Origin of the sequence: Paenibacillus sacheonensis, from assembly GCF_009909195.1 — a bacterium.
GTDB lineage: Bacteria > Bacillota > Bacilli > Paenibacillales > Paenibacillaceae > Paenibacillus_Z > Paenibacillus_Z sacheonensis.
This window is the reverse complement of the sequence record NZ_JAAAMU010000004.1, coordinates 136,953-158,152: the sequence shown is the minus strand read 5'-3', so window position 1 is coordinate 158,152 and position 21,200 is coordinate 136,953. Positions and strand designations below refer to the sequence as shown.

Genomic DNA, 21,200 nt, shown 5'->3' with positions numbered 1-21,200 from the left:
CTATCTATGGCTTTATTCGCATACCGGCTCGGGAATATCCGCTTCGATGCCGAGCGTCTTATAGTAAATCCGTTCGTATTCGGCCGTGATGAGGTCGTTGCAGAACTGGCGCCGCGCCCGGTTCAGGCATGCCTCGCGAACTTGGCGGTAGAGAACATCGTTGCGAAGCAGCTTAATGGCATTGTAAGCCATATCATCCGTATCGCCGATCGTCGACAGGTATCCCGTCTCTCCGTGAGTCACCAGTTCCGGTATTCCTCCGGCGATCGAGCCGATCGTAGGAACGCCGCAAGCCATCGCTTCGAGCGCTACCAAGCCGAAGCTCTCCTTCTCGGATGGAAGGAGCATGACATCAGCTATGGAAATCACTTGCGCGACATCGTCCTGCTTGCCAAGGAAATGGACGCGGTCCTGAAGCCCCAGTTGACGAATCCGTGCCTGCACTTTCGGCAGATCCGGTCCTTCCCCGACGAGCAGCAGCTTGCTCGGCACCTCTTTCACTACTTTGGCGAAGACATCGACGACGTCCTGAAGCCGTTTGACCGGTCTGAAGTTAGAGATATGCATCAGGATCTTCTCGTCCTTCGTTGCAAAGTCGCTGCGCAGCGAGCTGCACTCCCGCGGGAAGTAAACCCGTTTGTCGACGAAGTTATACGTCAGCTCGATCGGCTTCTCGATATCGAGCAGTTCTCGCGTTTCGCGGATCAGGTCTTTCGACACGGCGGTAACGGCATCGCTTTTGTTAATGCCCATCCGAATGAGATCCTTGATCGACTCGTCCTGCGCCAGCACCGTGATGTCCGTACCGTGCAGCGTTGTCACCGTACGCAGGTTGCCGCCGACCATCTCCTTCGCCAAGAAAGCGCAGACGGCATGCGGAATGGCGTAATGCACGTGGAGAATGTCGAGATTCTGCATCTTGACGACCTGCGCCATCTTGCTGGCAAGCGACAAGTCGTACGGCGGATATTTGAACACGTAATAATCGTTGACTTCGACTTCATGATAAAAAATGTTTTTTTGAAATTGGCCCAGCCTGAAAGGAACGCTGTGCGTAATAAAGTGAATCTCATGCCCTTTCTCCGCAAGAAGCTTGCCGAGCTCCGTAGCTACGACGCCGGAGCCTCCAAGCGTGGGATAGCACGTGATTCCGATTTTCAGTCGTCTAGTCATGCGTTACACCTCCAGTTCGTTCACTACCTATGTCTATGCGGCGATCGGCTGACTCTACAACGCCTCCCGTTATCGGGCGGCTCTAAAACAACGTTACCGCATGCGGGCGCCGAATTGCAAATCCTTCCGCATGCGCCCAACCGCGCGTTTGACCCAGCAGCATGTCCCGAGCTTCGACCCGTTGGATATAACGGTCCGTAAGCGGGGTTTGCACGCGGTCTTCGCCTGGCGCGGGAGGCGCGAATTGCGAACGGTAAGCTTTCAGCGCCTCAAGCTTCGTGCCGATCTGATCGCTGATATCCGTAATAAGGCTGACATTTCCGCTGTCGTTAATAAAATAATAGTACAGCTGCTCGACTTGTACAGGCGGAACGCCCGGCAAATAATTGCGCAGCTTCGCATTGAAGACCGCTTCCTCGATCAGCCTGCTGCAAGCAACATGATCCGGATGGCGGTCATCCCAATAAGGCGCAAATACGATTCGCGGCCGCAGACGGCGAATTTCACGAACGATCGCCTGCAGTTGTTCCTCGGAGCCGGTCAGCCCTCTGTCCGGCAGACGCAGGACGGATCGGTGCGATAGACCAAGCACCGCGGAAGCTTCAGCGGCTTCTTGCCGCCTCGTTTCCACGGTGCCGTTGGAGGACATCTCAGCTTCGGTCAAGTCACAGACCGCGATGCGGTAACCTTGCACCGCATGCTTGGCGATCGTACCGCCCATGCCGATTTCCACGTCGTCGGGATGCGCGCCGAAAGCTAGAAAATCAACGGTTTCCATCATTACGCTTCACCCGGTTTATATTTATGTACAAGCTCCCGCCATGCAAAATCGCCGCGCTGGAGCGCTCTGACGAGCAGCTCGCCCGTCGCCACGTTCGTCGCCACGGGAATGCCCTGCACGTCGCACAAACGAAGCAGCGCGATGATGTCCGGCTCATGCGGCTGCGCCATCAGCGGATCCCGCAGGAAGATGATCAAATCCATTTCATTTTGCGCCACGAGCGCGCCAATCTGCTGGTCGCCCCCGAGCGGTCCGGACATGAAACGATGCAGATTCAGCTTGGTCTGCTCCATGATTCGAAGTCCCGTCGTGCCCGTGGAATATAACTGATGCCCTTCAAAAACATGTTCGTAAGCCGTAACAAAGTTTACCATTTCATCTTTTTTTCGATCATGTGCAATAAACGCGATGTTCAACCTCGCCGCACTCCTCTCTTGATCGTCCGCAAGCTCTCTCGATTGGCAGGCTGTTCGGACAGCTAGTCCATCAAATGCTCAAACCCGTAAATAAGTCCGGTATAAGTCATTACTTTCTTGCAAGCTGCGCTTACGCCAGGCATATAACCCGCGCGCTCATAGGAATCATGGCGAATTTTCAAGGTTTGGCCGTAACCGCCAAAGACGACTTCCTGCTGGGCGAATACGCCCGGCAGCCTTACGCTATGTATACGGAATCCGTCATAATAACCCCCGCGGGCGCCTTCGATGATTTCTTTCTCGTTGGGATTGCCTTGACGCAGCTCTTGACGGGCTTCGGAGATCAGTTCGGCTGTTTTGATGGACGTGCCCGACGGCGCATCCAGCTTCTGATCGCCGTGATATTCGATAATTTCAACATGCGGCATATATTTGGCAGCCTGAGCGGCGAATTTCATCATTAGAATAGCCCCGATCGAGAAATTCGGCGCCACCAAGCATCCAATGCCTTTCTGTTTGCACAGCTCGTCCAGCTCGGACATCTGTTCCGGCGTCAAGCCGGTCGTTCCGATAATGGGACGCACGCCGTAGGTTATGGACAAGCTCGTATTGTCATAAGCGGTATGCGGCACGGTAAAGTCGACCAGAACATCCGCGCTTGCTTCTTTCAAAGCGGTTTCAAGGTCGGCTTGTACCGTCACGCCGCATGGCGCAAGACCGACGAGCGTTCCCGCATCGACCGGTCCTGCGGAAGGGCTGATTGCTGCAGCTAGCGCAAGGCCTTCGTCTTGAAGGACCATTTTGACGACCTCTCGGCCCATGCGCCCGCTGGCTCCTGTTACTGCAACTCGAATTTGTTCTCCCGCCATCGTTGTCACCTGTTCCTTTTCCGTTTACTTCGCTGGCCGTATGCGCGGAGCGCTCTGCTCTTGCGTTTCAGCTCCATATATAAGCTGCGCGCCGCGGCATGCTCGGGCTCGAGCCTGACGGCTTCCCTCGCGTAGGCAGCGCCCTCATCGTATCTTCGCAGCGAAGCATAGATCGTGCCAAGCAGCAGCAGCGCCTCCATATTCAACGGATCCATGCGAGACGCCTCGATTAACATCGACAGCGCTTGATCCGTTTTGACGGGCGACGACTGCGACAGCAGCTGTTCCGCTTCGCTGACCATTGCTTTCGCTCTGACCGTTTGGAGATGATAGTCGTATTCTTCATGTCCCGAGTCCAGCAGCACGGCCTGTTCCGCGTAGTGAAGCGCCTTTTGCCATTTACCGCTGCGCGCACAGGTTATCGAGCATTTATAATAGACCGCTCCGTTGTCCGGTTCCAGCTCGATTGCTTCCTCGAACCGTTGGATCGCCAGTTCAAAATCGCCGCTCAGGATGGCTTCGTAAGCTTTTTTGATGCTGCTTTCTATTTCCATCCGCCCATCCTCCTTGTACACAGGTTGATGGTACAGCATATGTAGAAACTCGGCTTACGGTTCGACGTTTTTTCTCGTCCAGCGGTTCGCGTCCCGGGTATTGAATTTATTCATGACCTGATCATGCGCTTCGGTCAAGTCAATGCCCAAAGAATTGGCGAAACAAATGACGATAAAAAGGATATCGCCCAATTCCATCTCGATGGAGTTGTCCGCCTCGTCCGTCTTTTTCGGTTTCTCGCCGTAATGATGATTCACTTCGCGGGCGAGTTCCCCGACCTCCTCGCTCATGCGGGCCAGCATCGAGAGCGGGCTGAAATAGCCTTCTTTGAATTGCGATATGTAGGCGTCAACCTCTTTTTGTATGTCTGCGAGCGACTTTTGCGACAAGATTCCAGCTCCTCTCCGTCCATGAGGTTTCCCTTCATATGTTATATCAAACCGTATCTGAAAACAATGCTTTTGACTTTCCGGGTAAAGAGACATACTATGTTGTAGCTCTCATTTACGCCAGCGACATACGAAAGGAGCTTATCCCTTTGAAAATCATTACGCTGCAAACGTTGCGCAACTTAATTCCCGTCATGCTCGGAACCGCGATTTATGCTTTTGGTCTCCATTATTTCCTGCTCCCCAATCAGTTAATGGAAGGCGGCGTTACGGGTATCGCCATCCTGCTTAATTATTCGCTCGGCTGGCCATTGTCGATATCGACGCTCGTGCTTAACATTCCTCTGTTCCTCGTGGGATGGCGCATACTCGGTAAATCCCAAACTGGCTATACGGTGTTCGGCGCAGTATCCCTTTCGGTCTTTCTAGCACTCATGGAGAAACTGATCGCGATCGGCTGGATTGTGCCGTTTCGCACCTCCAACGATTACATACTGGCCGTTCTATATGCCGGCGTTACGCTTGGCATCGGGCTCGGCATCGTATTTCGCTTCGGCGGCACGACCGGCGGCGTCGATATCATCGCGCGCATCGCCACCAAGCTCAAGGGCTGGAGCATGGGACAAGTTATACTGACGCTTGATATCGTCATTATCGGCTTGTCGCTGCTCTACATTCCGAAGGAGAAAGTGCTCTATACGCTCGTCGCTGTATTCATCGCCTCGAAGCTGATCGACTTTATCCAGGAAGGCGCCTATGCTGCGAAGGAATTCTCGATCGTCACGGAATTCGGCGACGAGATGGGGCTGAAGATTACGAAGGAAATGGACCGGGGCGTCACGATCTTTCCCGCTAAAGGCGCCTTCTCGGGCAAGCCCAAGCAAGTAGTCTACTGCGTCGTCGCACGCCATGAGATCAGAATGCTCAAGTTTATCGTACGCAGCATCGATCCCCGGGCATTCGTCATCATCAATGACGTGCACGAGGTCCTTGGAGAAGGCTTTAAAGAAGAATAACCGGCCCAAGGGCCGGTTATTTCATTTTATCCGTTGAATTTATTCCGCGAGATCGGAATGCCTTTCTCCTGGCCGCCACGGTATTTGCGCCATCCGGCGAAGCCGAGAACCCCCATTACGAATGCCGCGATGAACATCTCCGCAAGCTGCATGCTGCCTTCCCTGCGCTGCCCGACGGTTACCCCGGGCGGTATCGCTTCCGCAACGGCCGGTTCCCCTTCATCGCTCGGATCCTTGAACAACGCGCTGGCTGAGGCATTGACGCGATCCAGAGCGGAATTCACGGTCTCGTGGCGCAGTTGACCTGAGCCCACGGCCTTCACGACTTCTTTCATATAGTCGAGCCGTTCCCTGACGGCTTCCAGCTCACCGGCATCCCGCTGCATCAGCGCGGCGACTTCCAGACGGTCAAGGTGCTCACCGTATATGCCGATCGCCGCTTCCGCCGCCATGGCGCGGTCTTCGATCTGCGACTGCCAGGCTGTCAGAATCCGCTGGGAATCATCCCGAAGCACGCCTTCGTACTGCAGCCATAACGGAGCTTCCGGCCGATTCACGGCATCGCTCGCAAGCTTCAGCCTGGCGGCTTCCGTATACCAGAGCGTGGTTGTCCCTTTCTCGGACATCGCTTTCTTAGCGGCTTGCAAGCTGAGATCGAAAGCATGCCATCCCGCTGGCGTTCCCGTCTTGCGAACGTCGTCGGTCGCTGCCAATTCCTCTATGCGCTGCAACAGCAAATAGGCTTCTTGGCGATTGGATTGATTCGCGGCTGCATACAAGGCATCCGACCAGCTGCTCAGCTGTTCCAGCGCGGCGGACTCCGACGGTTCTGCCGCTGCCCCGATTGCCGATTTCACGATGGTAAAGTTCGGCTTGTCGTTCAAGCTGCAGCTTGAAACGAGAACAAGGATTACGCCGACGCAGGCCAGCGCGTAAATTGACGATGCCTTCATGCAACATCCCTCCCCTAACATCGTATGGAGGGATGTCCCAACTTAGACCTTGCGCAAGGAGATAAACAGCCAGGTCAGGAGCAGGCTAAGCACGGACAGACCCATGGTAAAGGACTGGATCGCCGACAAATCGTTTTCGAGCACGTCCGGAAGCCAAGGAAATACGAAGTAGGTATAGTCGATCGTATCGTTCACTAACAACCAGCAAAGCGCAAGAAAGGCCATGAACCGTCCGAATACCATATACCGCACGAATAATACCGCCTCAACCGCCATGCCAAGGTGCGAAACCATCAGCATATAATGCTCCCATTGCAAATGGTCGCCTTGCGCGGCGCCGGCCATAATCATCGTAACTGCCCAAATGCCGTACTTAATGGAAGTAACGACGCCAAGCGCTTCGATAATGGAGCGGATGCCGATACCGATCAGGTTGGGCTTGACTAGCCGGGGAAACAGCAGGAACAACAATGACAATGTAAAAAACAAGCTTGCCGTCGGGCTGTCAGGTACAAAGATTACCTGCCAGGCGGATTGCCTCTCCACGGTATATTCCATCTGCGAGCCATACCAGATGTAACCGTATACAGTACCCAGCGTGTTAACGATGAACAAAAGCCATATAATCGTACGGTTGGCTAGCCAATCTCGATGCCACGGTAATGCGGCTGCTTTCAACGTATACCCTCCTTAGAAAGAGTCCGATGTGGAAAAAACCTGATCGTCTGTAGCGATCAGGTTTTTGTCATGTGCTGCTATGCTTATTTGGCAGGAGCTTTTTGCTTCGAGAGCCAAGTCGTCAATTGATCGATTTCTTCGGCGGACAGCGTATCCTTGAAGGAAGGCATGTTGTCTTTGCCGTTCGTCACGATATCGACAAGCTCTTCTTTGCTGAATTTGTCCCCAATGCCATGGAACGACGGAATACCTGCGGCATCGTTGCCTTTGAGATCAGTGCCGTGACATTGAACGCACTTTGCTTTCTCAATGATCGCCGTAGCAGTAGGATCCTTCGCTTCAACAAGCGGAATTTCCGGCGGTGGCGATCCGGCAGGCAAGCCGGCTTTGGCCGCCTCTTCCGCTGCCTCGCGCGCTTTCTCTTCCCGGGTAATATGCTCCGGAACCGAGTTCGTGATCTTCAGCTCGTGCTCGTAGTGATCCCATGACTGCTTCGTCAGGTAGAACACCGAGATCAGCGACATGAACATCAGGATCGAAGTGATCGGACGTCTGTAGAAACGACGCTCTTTGCCCGTATCCAGGAATGGTGCAAGCAGGAGAGCGCCGAACGCTACGCCCGGAATGCCGACCGTACCGAGTACGACGTAATCCTTGGACACGTATTGCAATTTAAGGAATTGATACAGGAACAGGAAGTACCAGTCCGGCATCGGAATAAAAGACGCATTCGTAGGGTCGGCCGGGTATCCGAGCGGAGCCGCTTCGGAAATCGTCAGTACGAGGAACCCGACGAGAACGACGACGCCAACCATCCATTCTTTCAGCAGGAAGTTCGGAATGAACGCTTCCGATTTGCCTGGGTAAGCAGAATAGTCTGGTGGGGTCACAGGACCTGTAGACGCTTTTTTACGAACCCGGGAGTCACCGACGAATACGACTTTCTCGTTCGATTTGTGGCCGTGTGCCATTCGCAAAATGCCTCCTTTCGGCTTATAGTGGGCCCGAAATACCTTGCTTCCGGATCATAAAGAAGTGAGCCGCCAGCAGCGCAAGCAGCGCGCCTGGGAGGAAGAAGACGTGAATCGCGAAGAAACGGGTCAACGTCTCAGCGCCTACGATCTCGCCGCCTTGCATCAATTCTTTGATGTATGTACCGATATACGGCACCGATTCAGCGATTTGAATACCGACCTTCGTCGCGAAGTAGGCTTTGTTATCCCATGGAAGCAGGTAGCCCGTGAAGCCTAGACCCAGCATGATGAAGAAAATCAGCATGCCGACAACCCAGTTCATCTCGCGAGGCGCCTTGTAGGAACCCGTGAAGAAAACGCGAAGGGTGTGAAGGAACATCATTACGATAACGAGACTCGCGCCCCAGTGATGCATGCCGCGGACGATGCCGCCGAATGCGACTTTATGCTGAAGGAAGTCAACGCTCTTGTAGGCATTGATGATATCCGGCACGAAGTACATCGTCAGGAACATCCCCGACAGAATTTGAATAACCGTGATGAAAAACGTCAATCCGCCGAAGCAGTACACGAATGCGGAGAAGTGATGAGCAGGGTTAACGTGCTCAGGCACCTCGTGGTCCGCCACGTCCCTCCACATCGGCGTAATGTCGAGACGTTCGTCGATCCAGTTGTATACACCTTTAAACATCTGATTTACGCCTCCTTATACCCGTGTGTTTGCTTTGATCGGACCGAGGTACACCCAGTTATTCTCGATCTTCAGGTCATACTCGTCCAATGGTTTAGGTGCCACGACCAAGTTTTTGCCGTCCTTGGTGTAATGCGCGCCGTGACATGGGCAAACGTACTCCTCGTTCTTCTCCGTGTTCCATCCGATCGTACATCCGAGATGCTTACAAACCGGAGAAAGGGCAAACGCTTTACCCTGGTCGTCCTTGGAGATCCAGGCCGTCAGTTCAGGGTCGCTCACGTACCATCCATCCACCTGGTGGATTTTGAATTTGAATTCTTGCGGTTCATTGGTAAGTTTCGATTCCTCGACGACTTTAATCCACGTCCCGGCTGCTTTTTTCTGCAAAATCGGATCAACCGCGAACCGAATCATCGGAAGTGACATGCCCGCTGCCATGAAAGCGCCAGCGCCTCCGAGCGTATACGACAAAAATTGACGCCGGGACATACCGTTCCGTTTCACAGGACCGTGCGTGTTTTCGTGTTGTTCATGGTTACTCATCTTCTGTTCTACCCCCTTTGCTGAGCCATATCTTGTGTTCTGCCGGAGAAGGCAAAACATACGATGAACTAGGACATTACTTATAATAGCCTAGGTGATTTGGAGCGTCAAGAATATGGCAATCAATTTGCTGGACAGTTCAAAATGGGAGATCAAATTTGTTATCATTTTGTCACAATTGACCTTGCCTGGGATTTGTTTTTCCCCATCCGCTGTCACCTTATGCAAATGCATGCCAGCTCATCGGGACGACCGTCACGCCCGGCCAAGCCAAATCCGGCGAACGTCTTCATTCACGGCTCCCGCTTCGGGCAGCTGGTTGTCCATGGTCGGGCAAACGACAAGATCCGCTCCTGTTTCCTCGGCTGCCGGCAGCGGAATCGCCGAGGCGAGGAACACGTACTTATATCCCGTCGACCGGAGTTTAAGACTCAATTGCTTCACTTGCTGCGCGAATGCATCCGACCACTGTCCGTACTGCAGGGCAGGATAAGTGACGACGCGGCCTTTGAATGGCACCTCGATCGTTGCGAGAACATCCCGCAGCCGTTCCAGCTGCCGCGTCGCTTCATGCGGCATTTCGGCTCCCGTCAATCCCGTCACGGGGAGAATCGCCGTATCGAGATAAGGCTGGAGCTCTGCCCATTGCTCCGCGCTAAGTTCGCTGAATTTCATACTTCTCTCTTCTCCTCCAACCATTAGCATGTGTATATGTACCTGAATCCATTCTATTAATATACCACAACGTCTGCAGCTTATTGAATGAAAATTCGACACACAAAAAAACCAAGACGATCAGGAATGAATCCCGTCGTCCTGGCAGCAAGGATCGTCTGTCGGTATGTGGTGCCGCATCGGCTGCGTCACGAAACGTGCAGCGACTTCAATTCGTCGGTCAAGCGTTGAAATGTATCCTTGTCGCCCGTGGCCAGCGCCTTATCGATCGCGGCATACAGCTTATCCGTCCGAAACTTCAACACGGCTTCATCGAGCATCATCTCCGCGGCAAGTCCGAGCATCACTTCATAAGATACTTTCATTTTATCCATAGGATACACCTCCAACTGAGCGTTTCAGAGATCCTATATTCCTTTCCTTACGCCACTTGCTTCCTGATCGTCTTCGTTTCTCCATGCCAATCGTCTTCTGTCCATGTCGACGACTCCCGCTGGCGAATAAGTGAAAGCATATAGGTGGGACCTAGGTACGTGTTCTGTTCTTTCCGAGACTGAGTGAAAGGGTTCTACTAAATTATATTCATCCGTTTACAAGAAGCGCAGTACGTTGGCCCGCATCGAGCGCTGAATGTGCAGATGCCCAAGCTTGCTGCGGCTTCAGCTGTTCAACACGATCGCTTCGTCGTCCAAGCTGAGCCCGGCCACGATCGTTCGGCCAAGCGGCGTCATCCGGATCACTTGGCCATGCTCGGCGTGCTCCCCGATTCGGAGCATCCCCAAGTGCATCATCATGCCGATCAGGCGCTGCTCCAAAATCGTCTCCGATTGGTCGTAAAAGAATGGCTTTACGTATGGGGTCAACGTTCCCATCACGGTCTCCGCCTTGACCCACTTGGCCCCCAGCTTATCGATCCAATACACCAGCGAGCGGATATTCGGTATCGGCCCTTTATAGAGACGAAGCCAGAATTGGTACAGCTTGTCCGGTGCCTCCGTAGTCCGCAGCGCTTGACGCTCCTTGCCCGATGCGGTTAATTCAAGAAGCTCGTCATGCTCGGCGATCCAGCCCTTGTAGTAACAATAGTCATACAAGAGAGAGAACCGATTCGGATAGTCCTTGATCTTACGCCCATAACCGAATCTCCATTCGCCTTTGCCCGGGAGAGGCTCCTTGACGCCGAACATCTCGAGAAGCTGAACGATACTTCTCTTGTACATCGTTCCTTCCGATGTCAACGGTACCTCGTTGAGATGGATGTATGTCAGGAGATGGCCTATATCCTCGCCGATCAGCATCTGCTCGTCACGATAAGCGAAAGGCTCTTCGTCGGCATACACCACCTCCGCTGACAACCTGCGCTCCATCGACTGTTTGAATCGTTCCTTCAGATCGCTCGGCACTTGGAACAGGTACCGTTCAGGACCCGCATAGCCGTTGAACAACCAGCCGTATTGCTTGAAGCGCGAAATGGTTTCCCTTGGTCCACTTTCGGGTTCCGGCCGATCTTTGGCCGCTTTCGATTTAGCCGCGCGTTTGGGGGCTTGCGCTTTGGTGCCGCTTTTCCTTGCCGGAGGTGCCGTGCCGGAACCGACGCCCGCCGGGGACTCCGCTGCGACATTTTGCTGGCCGCCGGAACTTCCAAACTTGCTCTGCTGTACCCGCGCAATCAGTTCCTCGAGACTGAACGCCTCTCTGGCATCGAATAGCAGCGAATTCATGAAGCGCAGATCCTCGAGCTTCAGCGCGCCGATCTGCGCCTCGAATACTTCTTTGCGGTTGACCGTCGACAAAATCGACTGGATGAGCTCGTTCTTCGAATTTCCATTGCATTCGCATTGATAGGTTGTCGCAATGCGGCTCAGCTGACCAATGTCCGCATAGCTGAGCATGTCCGCTAGTTTCATACGCCGCCTCCGTTCCCGATCCCTCTTGAAGGTTTACTATCATTATGGGAACATTGGCGATTTTTATAACCCTTGCTACGAGAAAAACTTCAATGGCTATGCGAACGGGAGTAAGAGAAAAGCCGCCACCCTTGCAGGAATGCAAGGGTGGCGGCTGATTGCGCAAGGAATGATTAGTTCTGAAGCTGTTCCAAATGAAGCGTGCAATTATGCAGAAGCGGATTCCAGCCGCTCCCTTGGCGTTCCATGATCGAGAAGGAAAGATTGCGAATCGGCGCGTCGCTCAATTCGGCACACATGGCTTGAAGCAGCTGCGCGAGCAGGCTGCCGTGCGTAACCACGAGCAGATTGCGTTTCGGAAACGATGCAGCGGCTTCTTCGACGAAAGACAGCGCCCGCGTCCGAACCTGTACGTCGTTCTCTTGACCGTTGTCGCGTTTCTTCCACTCCGGTCCCCAGCGCGCAAGCCGTTCCTGCTCCGTCGTGCCTTCCACTTCGCCGTAGAATCGTTCGCGCAAACGCGTATCCGGGTGCAGCTGCGGAATACCGAGCGTCTTGGCAATCAGTTCGGCGGTTTGCATGGCACGCTGCAGGTCGCTGGAAATGACTGCATCCCATTGGAGCGGCTCCCGAACCAACCGATGAGCGAGCGCCTGCGCCTGCCTGATGCCTTCCGGGTTTAAGGGAATGTCGGTTTGACCTTGAATTTTGCCAAGCTCGTTCCATTCCGTCTGCCCATGGCGAATAAGTCCGATCCGCAATCCAACAACCTTCTTTCAATAGAAAATCTCCAGCATGACAGCCGGAGTCGTTCGTTCAGCCCTCTATTATGTATGTGTCAGTTACGCGTTCGTGAGAACCAATTCAAAATAAGCAGCGTCATGATGATTCCGAGAAGCGATAACGCAACATAGTATTGCGGAATCGTAGGCACCATATTCAGGACGATCGGATCGCTTATGCTGGCTACGGGCACATCCGCATAGAAGGAAGCGGGTATAATGCCGTCGTCGCTAGCCGCGTCAGCCGTTTCGATCAATCCGGTCAGCTTGGCTACATCCGTTGCCGAAGAGCCATGATTCCCCGTAACGACATAAAACAAACCTACCACGAACATCGCCAGGCAGCAAGCGATAATCGCCGTCACGTTCCGGCGAAACGTCCTGGAGAATTGATAGCTTCTGCTCGCGACCGGCATGAACCAAGATTGCTCGGCATAGATCCGGTCCATCACGCCGTGATTCACATGGTCGATGGGGCCGATCTCATCGGTATCGTCGGAAAACGAACGAATGAGCTGTTCGCTCTCTTCCCAAATTCGAAATTCCTCCCTGCAAGTCTCGCAGGTCCGGAGATGTTCATCCACTAGTTTGCGTTCGCTGTCATCTTCAGCTAAATCCCAATAAACACCGAACGACTGCTGCACGTCTTGGCAGTTCATCGCATTTTCATCCCCTCGTACTCTTCCAGCATAGGCGATTCGCCGAAATACGGTTCAAGCTGAACCTTCACGCTGCTGCGCGCACGAAACAATAGCGATTTCACGGAGCTTACGGTTTGACCGAGAATATTGGCGATTTCTTGATAATCCAATTGGTCGTACTCACGTAAGATAAGCGCGGAACGCTGTTTCTCCGGAAGACTGTTGATCGCTTCGCGAACCATGGACATCCGTTCGTTCTGCAACAACCGCTGTTCGGGGACGGCTTCGGGCGGGGCGATCGGGACGAAACCGACTTCGTCAAACGACACGTTGCCGGCTTTCTGCTTGCGCAGCTCGCTAAGTACCGTATTTCTAGCTATCGTGTACAGCCATGTTGAAAAGGAAGCATCGACTTCCCTGAAAGAGTGAAGGCTGCGATACGCTTTGTAAAAGGTTTCCGAGCACAAATCCTCTGCCAGCAGCTCGAGCTTGGCGCTCTTCAGCATGTGGAAGATAAAGGCTAGGATTTTACGTTGGTAACGCCGCATCAACTCCGAATACAGCTGTATGTTTCCATCCTTGATTTCGCGTATAAGCTGGGAATCCGTCATCGCGGGCGACCCTCCTTGGCCTTAGGAGTGCTCACGAATCGGTTTTAACATTGTACCGACTCGGGAGAGAAAAGTTGCGCGATCATAAAAAATAAAATGTTCCTCGCTTCGAACTATATGAATTCGAGATATAGTATCAAATTCCTTCTTCGTTCGACAGATAGCGAGAACCCACATTTTTACATAATCTACATCGATTGTAACACGGGTCGCTTCTGCTTGGGGTAAATATTTCACAAAGAACCCAAGCATTTACGGTGTCTCCGAATGTTCGGACGTACGAAATGGCCGAAATGTTTCAATAAACAAAAAAAAGACCGCCTATAAAGGCGGTCCCGCAAATAACTGCGATGGATTTGGATAGGAGTGGAGAGAAACCATACTGTACTTTTATTATATGTATACGTTTTCATTTTGTCAATAAGCGTTTTCAAAATGAGTACACGAATTTAAAAATGAACGGCGTATCCGATTTCTCCCAGCCGATCGACCGCGCGGTCCAAGTCGTCCTGCTTCCTGAAGCTCAGGCGAAGCACGCCGGGCACGTCTTCCCTGCTCTCGATGATTTGAACATTGCTCAGGTTAATGGCGCTGTTGCCAAGCTCCGTTGCGACTTTACCGATGATCCCCGGATGATCGGGTACGTCGATATAGCATTCGTAGATGGAATGTATCATTCCCTTGCGGCGCTCAGGCAGCTGGCTGCGGAACTGGCCGGCTTCCCTGAAGGCAGCCTCCACCGCTTCGCCGTCCTCTCCCTCCAGCATGTCGACAAACGAGGCCATGCCCGACTGCCACTGTCTCAACAGCTTCAGCAGCACGTCCCGGTTGTTGACGAGAATATCGCGCCACACCACCGGATCGCTGGAAGCGATGCGGGTAATATCCCGGAATCCGCCCGCGGCAAGCAGGCCGTAGAATGCATTGTCATCATTGTAGCCGCGGACGAGATTAACGAGCGCGACCGCGATGATATGAGGAAGATGACTGATCGCCCCGACGATCTCGTCATGCTCTTCGGGATGAACATGGACGATATTCGCTTTGGTATAGGCGAGCAGCGAGGTCAGCTTATCAACGTAATGCTGCGGCGTAGACGCTTCGGGCGTCAGCACGTAGAAGGCATTCTCGAATAAGTATAAAGACGCCGCTTCCACGCCGGAACGCTCGGAGCCAGCCATTGGATGGCCGCCAATGAATACCGCTTCGCCCAGGCGGGCTTGTCTTGCGCACGCTGCAACGGAAGCCTTGGTGCTGCCGACATCCGTGATGATGCAGCCCGGCTTCAGCGAAAGCTGGCCGAGATCATGCACGTATTGCGAAAGCGAACCGACAGGTACGCACAAGAAAATAAAATCCGCGCCCTCTGCAGCCTCGCGAAGAGACGTCGTCGCATGATCGACGACGCCCCGCTCGAGGTATTTGGCAGCGGATGATTCGCGAACGGAATGACCGACGACGGTAATGCCCGGCTTGCCTTTAAAGCAAAGCGCCAGCGAGCCGCCGATCAACCCGACGCCGAATATCGCTATTTTAGTCATGATGTCAGCCTAGCACCGCCGCTTCTGTTAGTACGGACTCCAGGGCAGCGATGAAGGCTTCGTTCTGATCTTGGCTGCCGATCGTAATCCGGATGTGATTCGGGTAGTGCTTCCATCTCGCGCGAGAGATAATGCCTCTGCGGAGCAAGCCGTCGAATGCTTGGCCGGATGGCATCTTCACGTCGACCATGACGAAATTACCGTGTGCTTCGAAATACGGGAGTCCGAGACGATCGAACTGCTTGTACATGTATGCTTTGCCTTCCGCATTACGTTCCCTGCAGCTCTTCACGAAGTCTTGGTCGGCAAGGGATGCGATGGCGGCAGCCTGCGCGATTCTCGTCGTGTTGAACGGCTCGCGGACTTGGTTCACCATGCGGATCAGATCGACATGGGCAGCGCCGTACCCGATGCGCAGCGAAGCCAAGCCGTGAATTTTGGAGAAGGTGCGAAGCAGGATGACATTCTTATATTCGCCGATCAAAGCCACGCTATCGGGAAGCGCCGATTCGTCGGTAATATATTCGATGTACGCTTCGTCCAATACGACGATGACATGGGAAGGAACCTGGCTGATAAAGGACTTCAGCTCTTCTCTTCCCACGATCGTACCCGTCGGATTGTTCGGATTGCATACCCAGACGATCTTGGTCAGGTCCGTAATTTTGTTCAGCATGGCAGGAAGATCATGAACGCCGTTCTTAAGCGGCACTTCGACGATCGTCGCGCCTTCGATGACGGCGTTATGGCGATATTGCGAGAAAGTCTCGTCCGCCATGACCGTCTCGTCTCCGGGCACCAGGAATGCGCGGGCAAGCATCAGAATGACTTCGTCGGAACCTGCGCCGAAGATGATTTGGTCGCGCTCGACGCCTAGAAACTTGGCCACTTCCGCTGTCAGCTCCGTGCTGAAGCTGTCGGGATATATGCTTATGTTTTCCATTTCTTTAAGAACGGCCGCTTTCGCTTGCTCCGAGCTGCCGAACGGATTTTCGTTCGATGCCAGCTTAATGACTTCTTTCAGACCTAATTCGCGTTTGACTTCTTCGATCGGTTTGCCAGGTTGATACACCGGCAGGCTGACAATACTTTGTTTTGGTTGCATACGGATCACCTCATAAAATGGTTCATTGCTCGATTGCTATTCCAACATTGTCTCATATGTCGATCTTATTTTAAAGAGCAACGTCTATAATTTCTTTCATGCTTTTATGCTTTTAAGCGCAAAAGCGTAACGAAAGCACGACAGATGCGCAGAAACATAGTTACAGATGCACCGTCAATTCAAGGGAGAAGATATGCAGAGATACAGCGGATATGCCGGAACAAAAGCACGCGCATGGCTGACGTGCCGAGGGGACCGGCCTTGCATAGCGGAAGCACAAAAACCTTCGCGGCCAGGGCCTTCGAAGGTTTCCATGTTTTAAAGCGGCTTGCTTGCGCTCAGCCTCTCAGTTCGCTGACGAACGCGCGAATCTGCGCAAGTCCTTCCTGCTTCTTATCCGGCGACTGCAGCAGCGGAACGGCCTCTTCGATCTTGCGCACGATCGCGCTGCCGACGATAACGCCGTCTACCTGTTTGCTGAAGCGTTCGACTTGCTCGCGGCTGGAAATGCCGAAACCGACGGCAATCGGCGTGTCCGTCGCGCTGCGCACGGTCGCCAGAAACTCGTCGATCCCTTGGTGAAAATCAGCGCGGACGCCGGTTACGCCAAGCGAAGAGACGCAGTATACGAAGCCGCGCGCTTTCGCTGCAATGCGCTTGACGCGGTCGTTGGACGTCGGCGCGACGAGCGGAATGAGATGAATGCCCGCTTCCTCGGCCATGGCGCGGAGTTCCGCATCTTCTTCGATCGGGAGATCCGGAATAATAAGGCCGCTGATCCCTTTCGCCGTCACGAGCTCGAAGAAGCGCTCAAGCCCGTATTGCAGAACTGGATTATAGTAAGTGAAAAGTATGAAAGGCAGCTTTATGCCGGCATTCCGGGATTGCTCGGCCACTTCGATGCAATCCACAAGCGTGACGCGTGCGTTGCTAAGCGCGCGTTCCGATGCCCGTTGAATGACAGGTCCGTCCGCGAGGGGATCCGAATACGGGACGCCCAGCTCGACCATGTCGGCCCCGGCCTGTTCCAGCGCACCGATGATTTCGACGGAAGTCGCCAGATCGGGATCGCCGATCGTCAGAAAGGGGATCAGCGCGGTGCGGCCTTCCCCACGCAGGCGTTGAAAGGCTGCATCGATTGCGTTGACTTGGTTTCCCATACGCTTACATGCCCCCTTCCAAATAACCCATGATCGCTTGTACGTCTTTGTCTCCGCGGCCTGACAAGCTGACGACGATGATTTGATCGGAGCTTAGCGTCGGTGCCAGCTTCATGACTTGAGCGATCGCATGCGCCGATTCCAATGCCGGAATAATGCCTTCCGTGCGCGACAGCAGCTGTAAAGCTTCGAGTGCCTCCGCATCCGTAATCGGTAAATAAGCCGCGCGCTCCGTATCTTTCAAATACGCGTGCTCCGGACCGATGCCCGGATAGTCGAGGCCCGCGGAGATGGAATGCGCCGGCTGCACTTGACCATGCTCGTCCTGCAGGACGTAGCTGAGCGATCCCTGGAACACGCCGTGACGGCCTTTCGTCATCGTTGCCGCGTGTTCTTCGGTATCGACGCCGTGTCCCGCCGCTTCCACGCCGATCAATTTCACGGATTCATCGTTGATGAACGGATAGAACATGCCGATGGCATTGCTGCCGCCGCCTACCGCAGCTACGACGTAGTCCGGCAGACGTCCGGCTTCCTTCTGAATCTGCTCTCGCGACTCATCGCCGATGATCCGTTGAAAGTCGCGGACCATCATCGGATATGGATGCGGTCCCGTAACCGAACCAAGAATGTAATACGTATCGTCGACATGGCTTACCCAGTAACGAAGCGTTTCGTTGCACGCATCCTTCAGCGTACGCGTCCCGGACATGACGGGAACGACTTCGGCACCGAGCAGCTGCATGCGGAACACGTTCAATTCTTGACGCTTCGTATCCTCTTCGCCCATGAACACTTTGCATTCCAGGCCGAGCAGGGCCGCAACCGTAGCCGAAGCTACCCCGTGCTGACCCGCGCCGGTCTCGGCGATAATCTTGGTCTTGCCCATCCGTTTGGCGAGCAGGCCCTGCCCGATCGTATTGTTGATTTTATGCGCGCCGGTATGGTTCAAATCCTCGCGCTTCAAATAGATTTTCGCGCCCCCCAGGTGCTGGGACAGCCGCTCTGCATAATAAAGCGAAGTCGGGCGGCCCGAATACTTCGTCAATAAGTAGCGAACCTCTGCGATAAATTCGGGATCTTTGGAATAATGCTGATAAGCTTCCTCCAGCTCCATCAGCGCGTTCATCAACGTCTCAGGCACGTATCGTCCGCCGAACTTGCCGAAACGCCCGTTTTCGTCCGGGACTTGCGTCATAAACCTTGCACCCTTTCCGCAAAAACCTTGATTTTCGTACGATCCTTTACGCCGTCCGTCTCCACGCCGCTCGATACGTCGACGCCATCCGGCGAATATTGGGACAGCAGCTCGCCGACATTATCGGGATGCAGCCCTCCCGCGACATAGAGCGGGATTCCGGCCGCCGCTTCCGCGTAACGGTCAATGACATGCCATGCAAACGTCTTCCCGGTGCCGCCCCCCGCCGTATCGACGAGAAAGGCATCCACGCTGCCGCGATAAGGCTCCAGCCTGTCAGGTCCGGACGACTTCGAATCATCGGCATCGCTGTCGGTCACCGAAAACACTTTCCATACCGCCGTGCCGAACGTCCTTCTGACTTCCTCGCAGAACTGCGGCGTCTCTTCTCCATGCAGCTGAATCACGTCCAGGGGAGCCGCCTGCAGCGTCTCGCGAAGCACATCGATCGTCGGATTAACGAACACGCCGACCGTGCGCGGGGCATGTCCCTCAGGGTTCCGAAGCTTGTGCACTTCCGCGACAAGCTCCGACGCCAGCGCCGGCGAGATTTGCCTGCGGCTCTTCGCGAAGATAAAGCCGACCTCGTGAACCGGCAAGCCGTTCATCGATCGAATCGTCTCGGCATCGCGCAGTCCGCATATTTTGACTCTGACCTGGCGATCGCCGTCCGTACCTTCCTGTAGAGAAGCCATTACGGCTTCACCGGACCCATCAGCTGTTCGACTGCCGCGCCGACATCAGGCTGACGCATTAGCGATTCCCCGACGAGCACGCCTTTGGCACCGCATGACTGCACGTAAGCAATATCTTCCGGCGTCGCGATAGAGCTCTCGCTTATCACCGTCACGCAGGGCGGAACGATCCCGATCAGGCGTTCGGTCGTCTTCAAATCCGTTACGAACGTCTGAAGATTCCGATTGTTGATGCCGACCAGCGTCGCTTTGCCAAGGCCGAGCACGTCCTGCATCTCTTCCTCATCGTGGACTTCGATCAGAACATCCAATCCGATCGATTTCGCGATATCGTAAAATTCGGCGAGCTTGGACGGACGCAGGATGGAGGCGATAAGCAGGATAGCGTCCGCGCCGATCAACCTCGCTTCATAGATCTGGCGGTAGTCCACCGTGAAATCCTTCCGCAGCAGCGGCAGCTTCACCGCTTCCGACACGGCAGTCAAATACGCGTTTTTCCCTTGGAAATAATCCTCGTCCGTCAGCACGGAAATGCAGTCCGCTCCGGCCTGCTCGTATGTCCGCGCTAATTCGACGGGATCGAAATCCGCGCGAATAAGGCCTTTCGAAGGCGATGCCTTCTTCACTTCCGCGATCAGGCCCACGGGCCGGTTGGTCCTGCCAGCCAGGGTCTTCTCGAAGCCTCGGCAAGGCGGAAGCTCCGCGATCCGGCGCTCGGCATCCGCCAGGTGGAAATGTTCGGCTAACTGATCGACTTCACGATTTTTCGTCGCTACGATTTTATCTAGAAACATGGCTCAACTCTCCTGTCGTTTCAATCAACTGGGCCAGCTTGGCGGCCGCAAGTCCTGAATCAATCACCGTTCTAGCGGTTTCGACGCCTTCGATCAGCGAACTGGCCGCACCGCCGACGAAGATGCAGGCACCGGCGTTGGCAAGCACGATATCGCGATAAGCGCCGAATTCGTTCCGGTCGAAGACGGAATGAATAATGCGGGCATTCTCGGCAGCGTCGCCGCCGATGATGTCGGACAACGCATGCGTGCGAAGCCCCAATTGTTCCGGCGTCAGCGTGTACGTCGTCACGCTGCCTCCCTGCAGCTCGGAAATTTGCGTCGGAGACGAAATGCTGATCTCGTCCAGCCCATCGAAGCTGCTGACGACCATGGCGCGTTTCAGCCCCAGATCGCCGAGCACGGACGCGATCGTTTCCGTCTTCGTGCGGTCATAGATACCGAGCAGCTGGCGATCCGCCCCAGCCGGATTGGTCAGCGGTCCAAGCATGTTGAAGATGGTACGAACGCCCAGCTCGCGGCGGGGAACCGCCGCATGCTTCAGCGAAGGATGGTACAGCTGCGCGAACATGAAGCAAATGCCGATCGCCTCTAGGCATTGGGACGCCTGCTCGGCGTTCAGCGTTATGTTCACGCCGAGCGCTTCAAGCGTATCGGCACTTCCGGACTTGCCGGACATGGCGCGGTTGCCATGCTTGGCAACGCGGACGCCGGCCGCGGCGGCAATGATGGCCGAAGCCGTGGAAATATTGAACTTATGAATGCCGGATCCGCCCGTACCGCATGTATCGAGCAAGCCGCTTCGCTCCGTAACGACGTGATTGGAATGCGCCCGCATCGCTTCGGCAAAGCCCGTGATCTCCTCGCGCGTCTCGCCCTTCATCCGGAGCACGGCGGCAACGCCGCCGATTTGGGCCGGCGTCGCTTCGCCGCTCATAATAATATCCATGACGCTGCGCGCTTCTTCGCGGGACAAGCTGGTACCGCCAATCAACAGATTCAGCGCTCGCTGCATCGTCATGATTTCGTTTATCACCGTCATCGTCCCGC

25 protein-coding genes are annotated in these 21,200 nt (G+C 54.5%); 1 reads left to right on the top strand and 24 read right to left on the bottom strand.

Annotated features, from left to right (window positions below; genetic code table 11):
• Positions 1 to 12: 12 nt before the first annotated feature.
• The 6 genes from bshA to GT003_RS08745 form a co-directional block, all read right to left on the bottom strand.
• Positions 13 to 1,173, bottom strand: a complete 1,161-nt coding sequence (gene bshA, locus GT003_RS08770; RefSeq protein ID WP_161696576.1) for an N-acetyl-alpha-D-glucosaminyl L-malate synthase BshA — start codon at positions 1,171 to 1,173, stop codon at positions 13 to 15.
• Between the two features lie 82 nt (positions 1,174 to 1,255).
• Positions 1,256 to 1,954, bottom strand: a complete 699-nt coding sequence (gene bshB1 / locus GT003_RS08765) for a bacillithiol biosynthesis deacetylase BshB1 (protein WP_161696574.1) — start codon at positions 1,952 to 1,954, stop codon at positions 1,256 to 1,258.
• A complete protein-coding gene (gene mgsA / locus GT003_RS08760; RefSeq protein WP_161696572.1) occupies positions 1,954 to 2,370 on the bottom strand; it encodes a methylglyoxal synthase in 417 nt (138 codons plus the stop codon). The genes bshB1 and mgsA overlap by 1 nt, the downstream gene beginning before the upstream one ends.
• A 62-nt stretch (positions 2,371 to 2,432) precedes the next feature.
• Positions 2,433 to 3,239 (bottom strand): 4-hydroxy-tetrahydrodipicolinate reductase, encoded by an 807-nt coding sequence (dapB, locus tag GT003_RS08755; RefSeq protein ID WP_161696570.1) that lies wholly within the window; start codon positions 3,237 to 3,239, stop codon positions 2,433 to 2,435.
• Between the two features lie 5 nt (positions 3,240 to 3,244).
• Positions 3,245 to 3,793: a tetratricopeptide repeat protein gene (locus GT003_RS08750; RefSeq protein ID WP_161696568.1), complete on the bottom strand. Its 549-nt coding sequence runs from the start codon at positions 3,791 to 3,793 to the stop codon at positions 3,245 to 3,247.
• Positions 3,794 to 3,847: 54 nt separating this feature from the next.
• Positions 3,848 to 4,183, bottom strand: coding sequence for a nucleotide pyrophosphohydrolase (locus tag GT003_RS08745; protein ID WP_239565731.1), 336 nt, complete (start codon positions 4,181 to 4,183; stop codon positions 3,848 to 3,850).
• A 194-nt stretch (positions 4,184 to 4,377) separates the two neighbouring features.
• On the opposite strand from GT003_RS08745, the gene GT003_RS08740 reads away from it, so the two are divergent.
• A complete protein-coding gene (locus tag GT003_RS08740) occupies positions 4,378 to 5,199 on the top strand; it encodes a YitT family protein (RefSeq protein WP_239565759.1) in 822 nt (273 codons plus the stop codon).
• A gap of 26 nt (positions 5,200 to 5,225) precedes the next feature.
• Here the strand turns inward: GT003_RS08740 and GT003_RS08735 are convergent, their stop codons facing one another.
• The 18 genes from GT003_RS08735 to trpD all read right to left on the bottom strand — a co-directional run bounded on the left by GT003_RS08735 (position 5,226) and on the right by trpD (position 21,192).
• Positions 5,226 to 6,152 (bottom strand): sporulation protein YpjB, encoded by a 927-nt coding sequence (locus GT003_RS08735; RefSeq protein ID WP_161696562.1) that lies wholly within the window; start codon positions 6,150 to 6,152, stop codon positions 5,226 to 5,228.
• A gap of 42 nt (positions 6,153 to 6,194) precedes the next feature.
• Positions 6,195 to 6,830 carry a DUF1405 domain-containing protein gene (locus GT003_RS08730; protein ID WP_161696560.1) on the bottom strand — a complete coding sequence of 212 codons (636 nt, stop codon included), beginning with the start codon at positions 6,828 to 6,830 and terminating at the stop codon, positions 6,195 to 6,197.
• An 83-nt stretch (positions 6,831 to 6,913) separates the two neighbouring features.
• Complete coding sequence (locus tag GT003_RS08725; protein ID WP_161696558.1) at positions 6,914 to 7,801, bottom strand: menaquinol-cytochrome c reductase cytochrome b/c subunit; 888 nt, start codon at positions 7,799 to 7,801, stop codon at positions 6,914 to 6,916.
• 22 nt (positions 7,802 to 7,823) lie between these two features.
• Complete coding sequence (qcrB, locus tag GT003_RS08720) at positions 7,824 to 8,495, bottom strand: menaquinol-cytochrome c reductase cytochrome b subunit (RefSeq protein WP_161696556.1); 672 nt, start codon at positions 8,493 to 8,495, stop codon at positions 7,824 to 7,826.
• A 15-nt stretch (positions 8,496 to 8,510) separates the two neighbouring features.
• On the bottom strand, positions 8,511 to 9,041 hold the full coding sequence (locus GT003_RS08715) for a Rieske (2Fe-2S) protein (protein WP_161696554.1): 531 nt from the start codon (positions 9,039 to 9,041) through the stop codon (positions 8,511 to 8,513).
• 255 nt (positions 9,042 to 9,296) lie between these two features.
• On the bottom strand, positions 9,297 to 9,716 hold the full coding sequence (locus GT003_RS08710) for a DUF2487 family protein (RefSeq protein WP_161696552.1): 420 nt from the start codon (positions 9,714 to 9,716) through the stop codon (positions 9,297 to 9,299).
• A gap of 188 nt (positions 9,717 to 9,904) precedes the next feature.
• A complete protein-coding gene (locus GT003_RS08705; RefSeq protein ID WP_161696550.1) occupies positions 9,905 to 10,090 on the bottom strand; it encodes an IDEAL domain-containing protein in 186 nt (61 codons plus the stop codon).
• 285 nt (positions 10,091 to 10,375) lie between these two features.
• On the bottom strand, positions 10,376 to 11,623 hold the full coding sequence (locus GT003_RS08700) for a hypothetical protein (RefSeq protein ID WP_161696548.1): 1,248 nt from the start codon (positions 11,621 to 11,623) through the stop codon (positions 10,376 to 10,378).
• Positions 11,624 to 11,796: 173 nt separating this feature from the next.
• Positions 11,797 to 12,384, bottom strand: coding sequence for a histidine phosphatase family protein (locus tag GT003_RS08695; protein WP_161696546.1), 588 nt, complete (start codon positions 12,382 to 12,384; stop codon positions 11,797 to 11,799).
• Positions 12,385 to 12,461: 77 nt separating this feature from the next.
• On the bottom strand, positions 12,462 to 13,064 hold the full coding sequence (locus GT003_RS08690) for an anti-sigma factor family protein (RefSeq protein ID WP_161696544.1): 603 nt from the start codon (positions 13,062 to 13,064) through the stop codon (positions 12,462 to 12,464).
• Entirely contained in the window at positions 13,061 to 13,657 is a 597-nt protein-coding gene (locus GT003_RS08685) for an RNA polymerase sigma factor (protein WP_161696541.1), read from the bottom strand. Before GT003_RS08685 ends, GT003_RS08690 begins: the two co-directional genes overlap by 4 nt.
• Before the next feature lie 449 nt (positions 13,658 to 14,106).
• The gene (locus GT003_RS08680; protein WP_161696539.1) at positions 14,107 to 15,198 is read right to left on the bottom strand and encodes a prephenate dehydrogenase; all 1,092 of its coding nucleotides are present in this window, start codon (positions 15,196 to 15,198) and stop codon (positions 14,107 to 14,109) included.
• Positions 15,199 to 15,202: 4 nt separating this feature from the next.
• On the bottom strand, positions 15,203 to 16,303 hold the full coding sequence (gene hisC / locus GT003_RS08675) for a histidinol-phosphate transaminase (protein ID WP_161696537.1): 1,101 nt from the start codon (positions 16,301 to 16,303) through the stop codon (positions 15,203 to 15,205).
• A 338-nt stretch (positions 16,304 to 16,641) separates the two neighbouring features.
• Positions 16,642 to 17,463: a tryptophan synthase subunit alpha gene (gene trpA / locus GT003_RS08670; protein WP_161696535.1), complete on the bottom strand. Its 822-nt coding sequence runs from the start codon at positions 17,461 to 17,463 to the stop codon at positions 16,642 to 16,644.
• 4 nt (positions 17,464 to 17,467) lie between these two features.
• Positions 17,468 to 18,661 carry a tryptophan synthase subunit beta gene (gene trpB, locus GT003_RS08665; protein WP_161696533.1) on the bottom strand — a complete coding sequence of 398 codons (1,194 nt, stop codon included), beginning with the start codon at positions 18,659 to 18,661 and terminating at the stop codon, positions 17,468 to 17,470.
• Positions 18,658 to 19,356, bottom strand: coding sequence for a phosphoribosylanthranilate isomerase (locus GT003_RS08660; protein WP_161696530.1), 699 nt, complete (start codon positions 19,354 to 19,356; stop codon positions 18,658 to 18,660). The genes trpB and GT003_RS08660 overlap by 4 nt, the downstream gene beginning before the upstream one ends.
• The gene (gene trpC, locus GT003_RS08655; protein ID WP_161696528.1) at positions 19,356 to 20,150 is read right to left on the bottom strand and encodes an indole-3-glycerol phosphate synthase TrpC; all 795 of its coding nucleotides are present in this window, start codon (positions 20,148 to 20,150) and stop codon (positions 19,356 to 19,358) included. Before trpC ends, GT003_RS08660 begins: the two co-directional genes overlap by 1 nt.
• Positions 20,137 to 21,192 carry an anthranilate phosphoribosyltransferase gene (trpD, locus tag GT003_RS08650; RefSeq protein WP_170312170.1) on the bottom strand — a complete coding sequence of 352 codons (1,056 nt, stop codon included), beginning with the start codon at positions 21,190 to 21,192 and terminating at the stop codon, positions 20,137 to 20,139. The genes trpC and trpD overlap by 14 nt, the downstream gene beginning before the upstream one ends.
• Positions 21,193 to 21,200: the final 8 nt, after the last annotated feature.

Coding starts and splice junctions, on each gene's coding strand:
- GT003_RS08680 (WP_161696539.1), bottom strand. CDS start 15,198: ATGACTAAAATAGCGATATTCGGCGTCGGGTTGATCGGCGGCTCGCTG.
- GT003_RS08735 (WP_161696562.1), bottom strand. CDS start 6,152: ATGAAGGCATCGTCAATTTACGCGCTGGCCTGCGTCGGCGTAATCCTT.
- bshB1 (WP_161696574.1), bottom strand. CDS start 1,954: ATGATGGAAACCGTTGATTTTCTAGCTTTCGGCGCGCATCCCGACGAC.
- GT003_RS08690 (WP_161696544.1), bottom strand. CDS start 13,064: ATGAACTGCCAAGACGTGCAGCAGTCGTTCGGTGTTTATTGGGATTTA.
- hisC (WP_161696537.1), bottom strand. CDS start 16,303: ATGCAACCAAAACAAAGTATTGTCAGCCTGCCGGTGTATCAACCTGGC.
- qcrB (WP_161696556.1), bottom strand. CDS start 8,495: ATGTTTAAAGGTGTATACAACTGGATCGACGAACGTCTCGACATTACG.
- GT003_RS08685 (WP_161696541.1), bottom strand. CDS start 13,657: ATGACGGATTCCCAGCTTATACGCGAAATCAAGGATGGAAACATACAG.
- GT003_RS08725 (WP_161696558.1), bottom strand. CDS start 7,801: ATGGCACACGGCCACAAATCGAACGAGAAAGTCGTATTCGTCGGTGAC.
- trpC (WP_161696528.1), bottom strand. CDS start 20,150: ATGTTTCTAGATAAAATCGTAGCGACGAAAAATCGTGAAGTCGATCAG.
- trpD (WP_170312170.1), bottom strand. CDS start 21,192: ATGACGGTGATAAACGAAATCATGACGATGCAGCGAGCGCTGAATCTG.
- GT003_RS08750 (WP_161696568.1), bottom strand. CDS start 3,793: ATGGAAATAGAAAGCAGCATCAAAAAAGCTTACGAAGCCATCCTGAGC.
- GT003_RS08715 (WP_161696554.1), bottom strand. CDS start 9,041: ATGAGTAACCATGAACAACACGAAAACACGCACGGTCCTGTGAAACGG.
- dapB (WP_161696570.1), bottom strand. CDS start 3,239: ATGGCGGGAGAACAAATTCGAGTTGCAGTAACAGGAGCCAGCGGGCGC.
- GT003_RS08705 (WP_161696550.1), bottom strand. CDS start 10,090: ATGGATAAAATGAAAGTATCTTATGAAGTGATGCTCGGACTTGCCGCG.
- GT003_RS08710 (WP_161696552.1), bottom strand. CDS start 9,716: ATGAAATTCAGCGAACTTAGCGCGGAGCAATGGGCAGAGCTCCAGCCT.
- bshA (WP_161696576.1), bottom strand. CDS start 1,173: ATGACTAGACGACTGAAAATCGGAATCACGTGCTATCCCACGCTTGGA.
- GT003_RS08740 (WP_239565759.1), top strand. CDS start 4,378: ATGCTCGGAACCGCGATTTATGCTTTTGGTCTCCATTATTTCCTGCTC.
- trpB (WP_161696533.1), bottom strand. CDS start 18,661: ATGACGCAAGTCCCGGACGAAAACGGGCGTTTCGGCAAGTTCGGCGGA.
- trpA (WP_161696535.1), bottom strand. CDS start 17,463: ATGGGAAACCAAGTCAACGCAATCGATGCAGCCTTTCAACGCCTGCGT.
- GT003_RS08700 (WP_161696548.1), bottom strand. CDS start 11,623: ATGAAACTAGCGGACATGCTCAGCTATGCGGACATTGGTCAGCTGAGC.
- GT003_RS08660 (WP_161696530.1), bottom strand. CDS start 19,356: ATGGCTTCTCTACAGGAAGGTACGGACGGCGATCGCCAGGTCAGAGTC.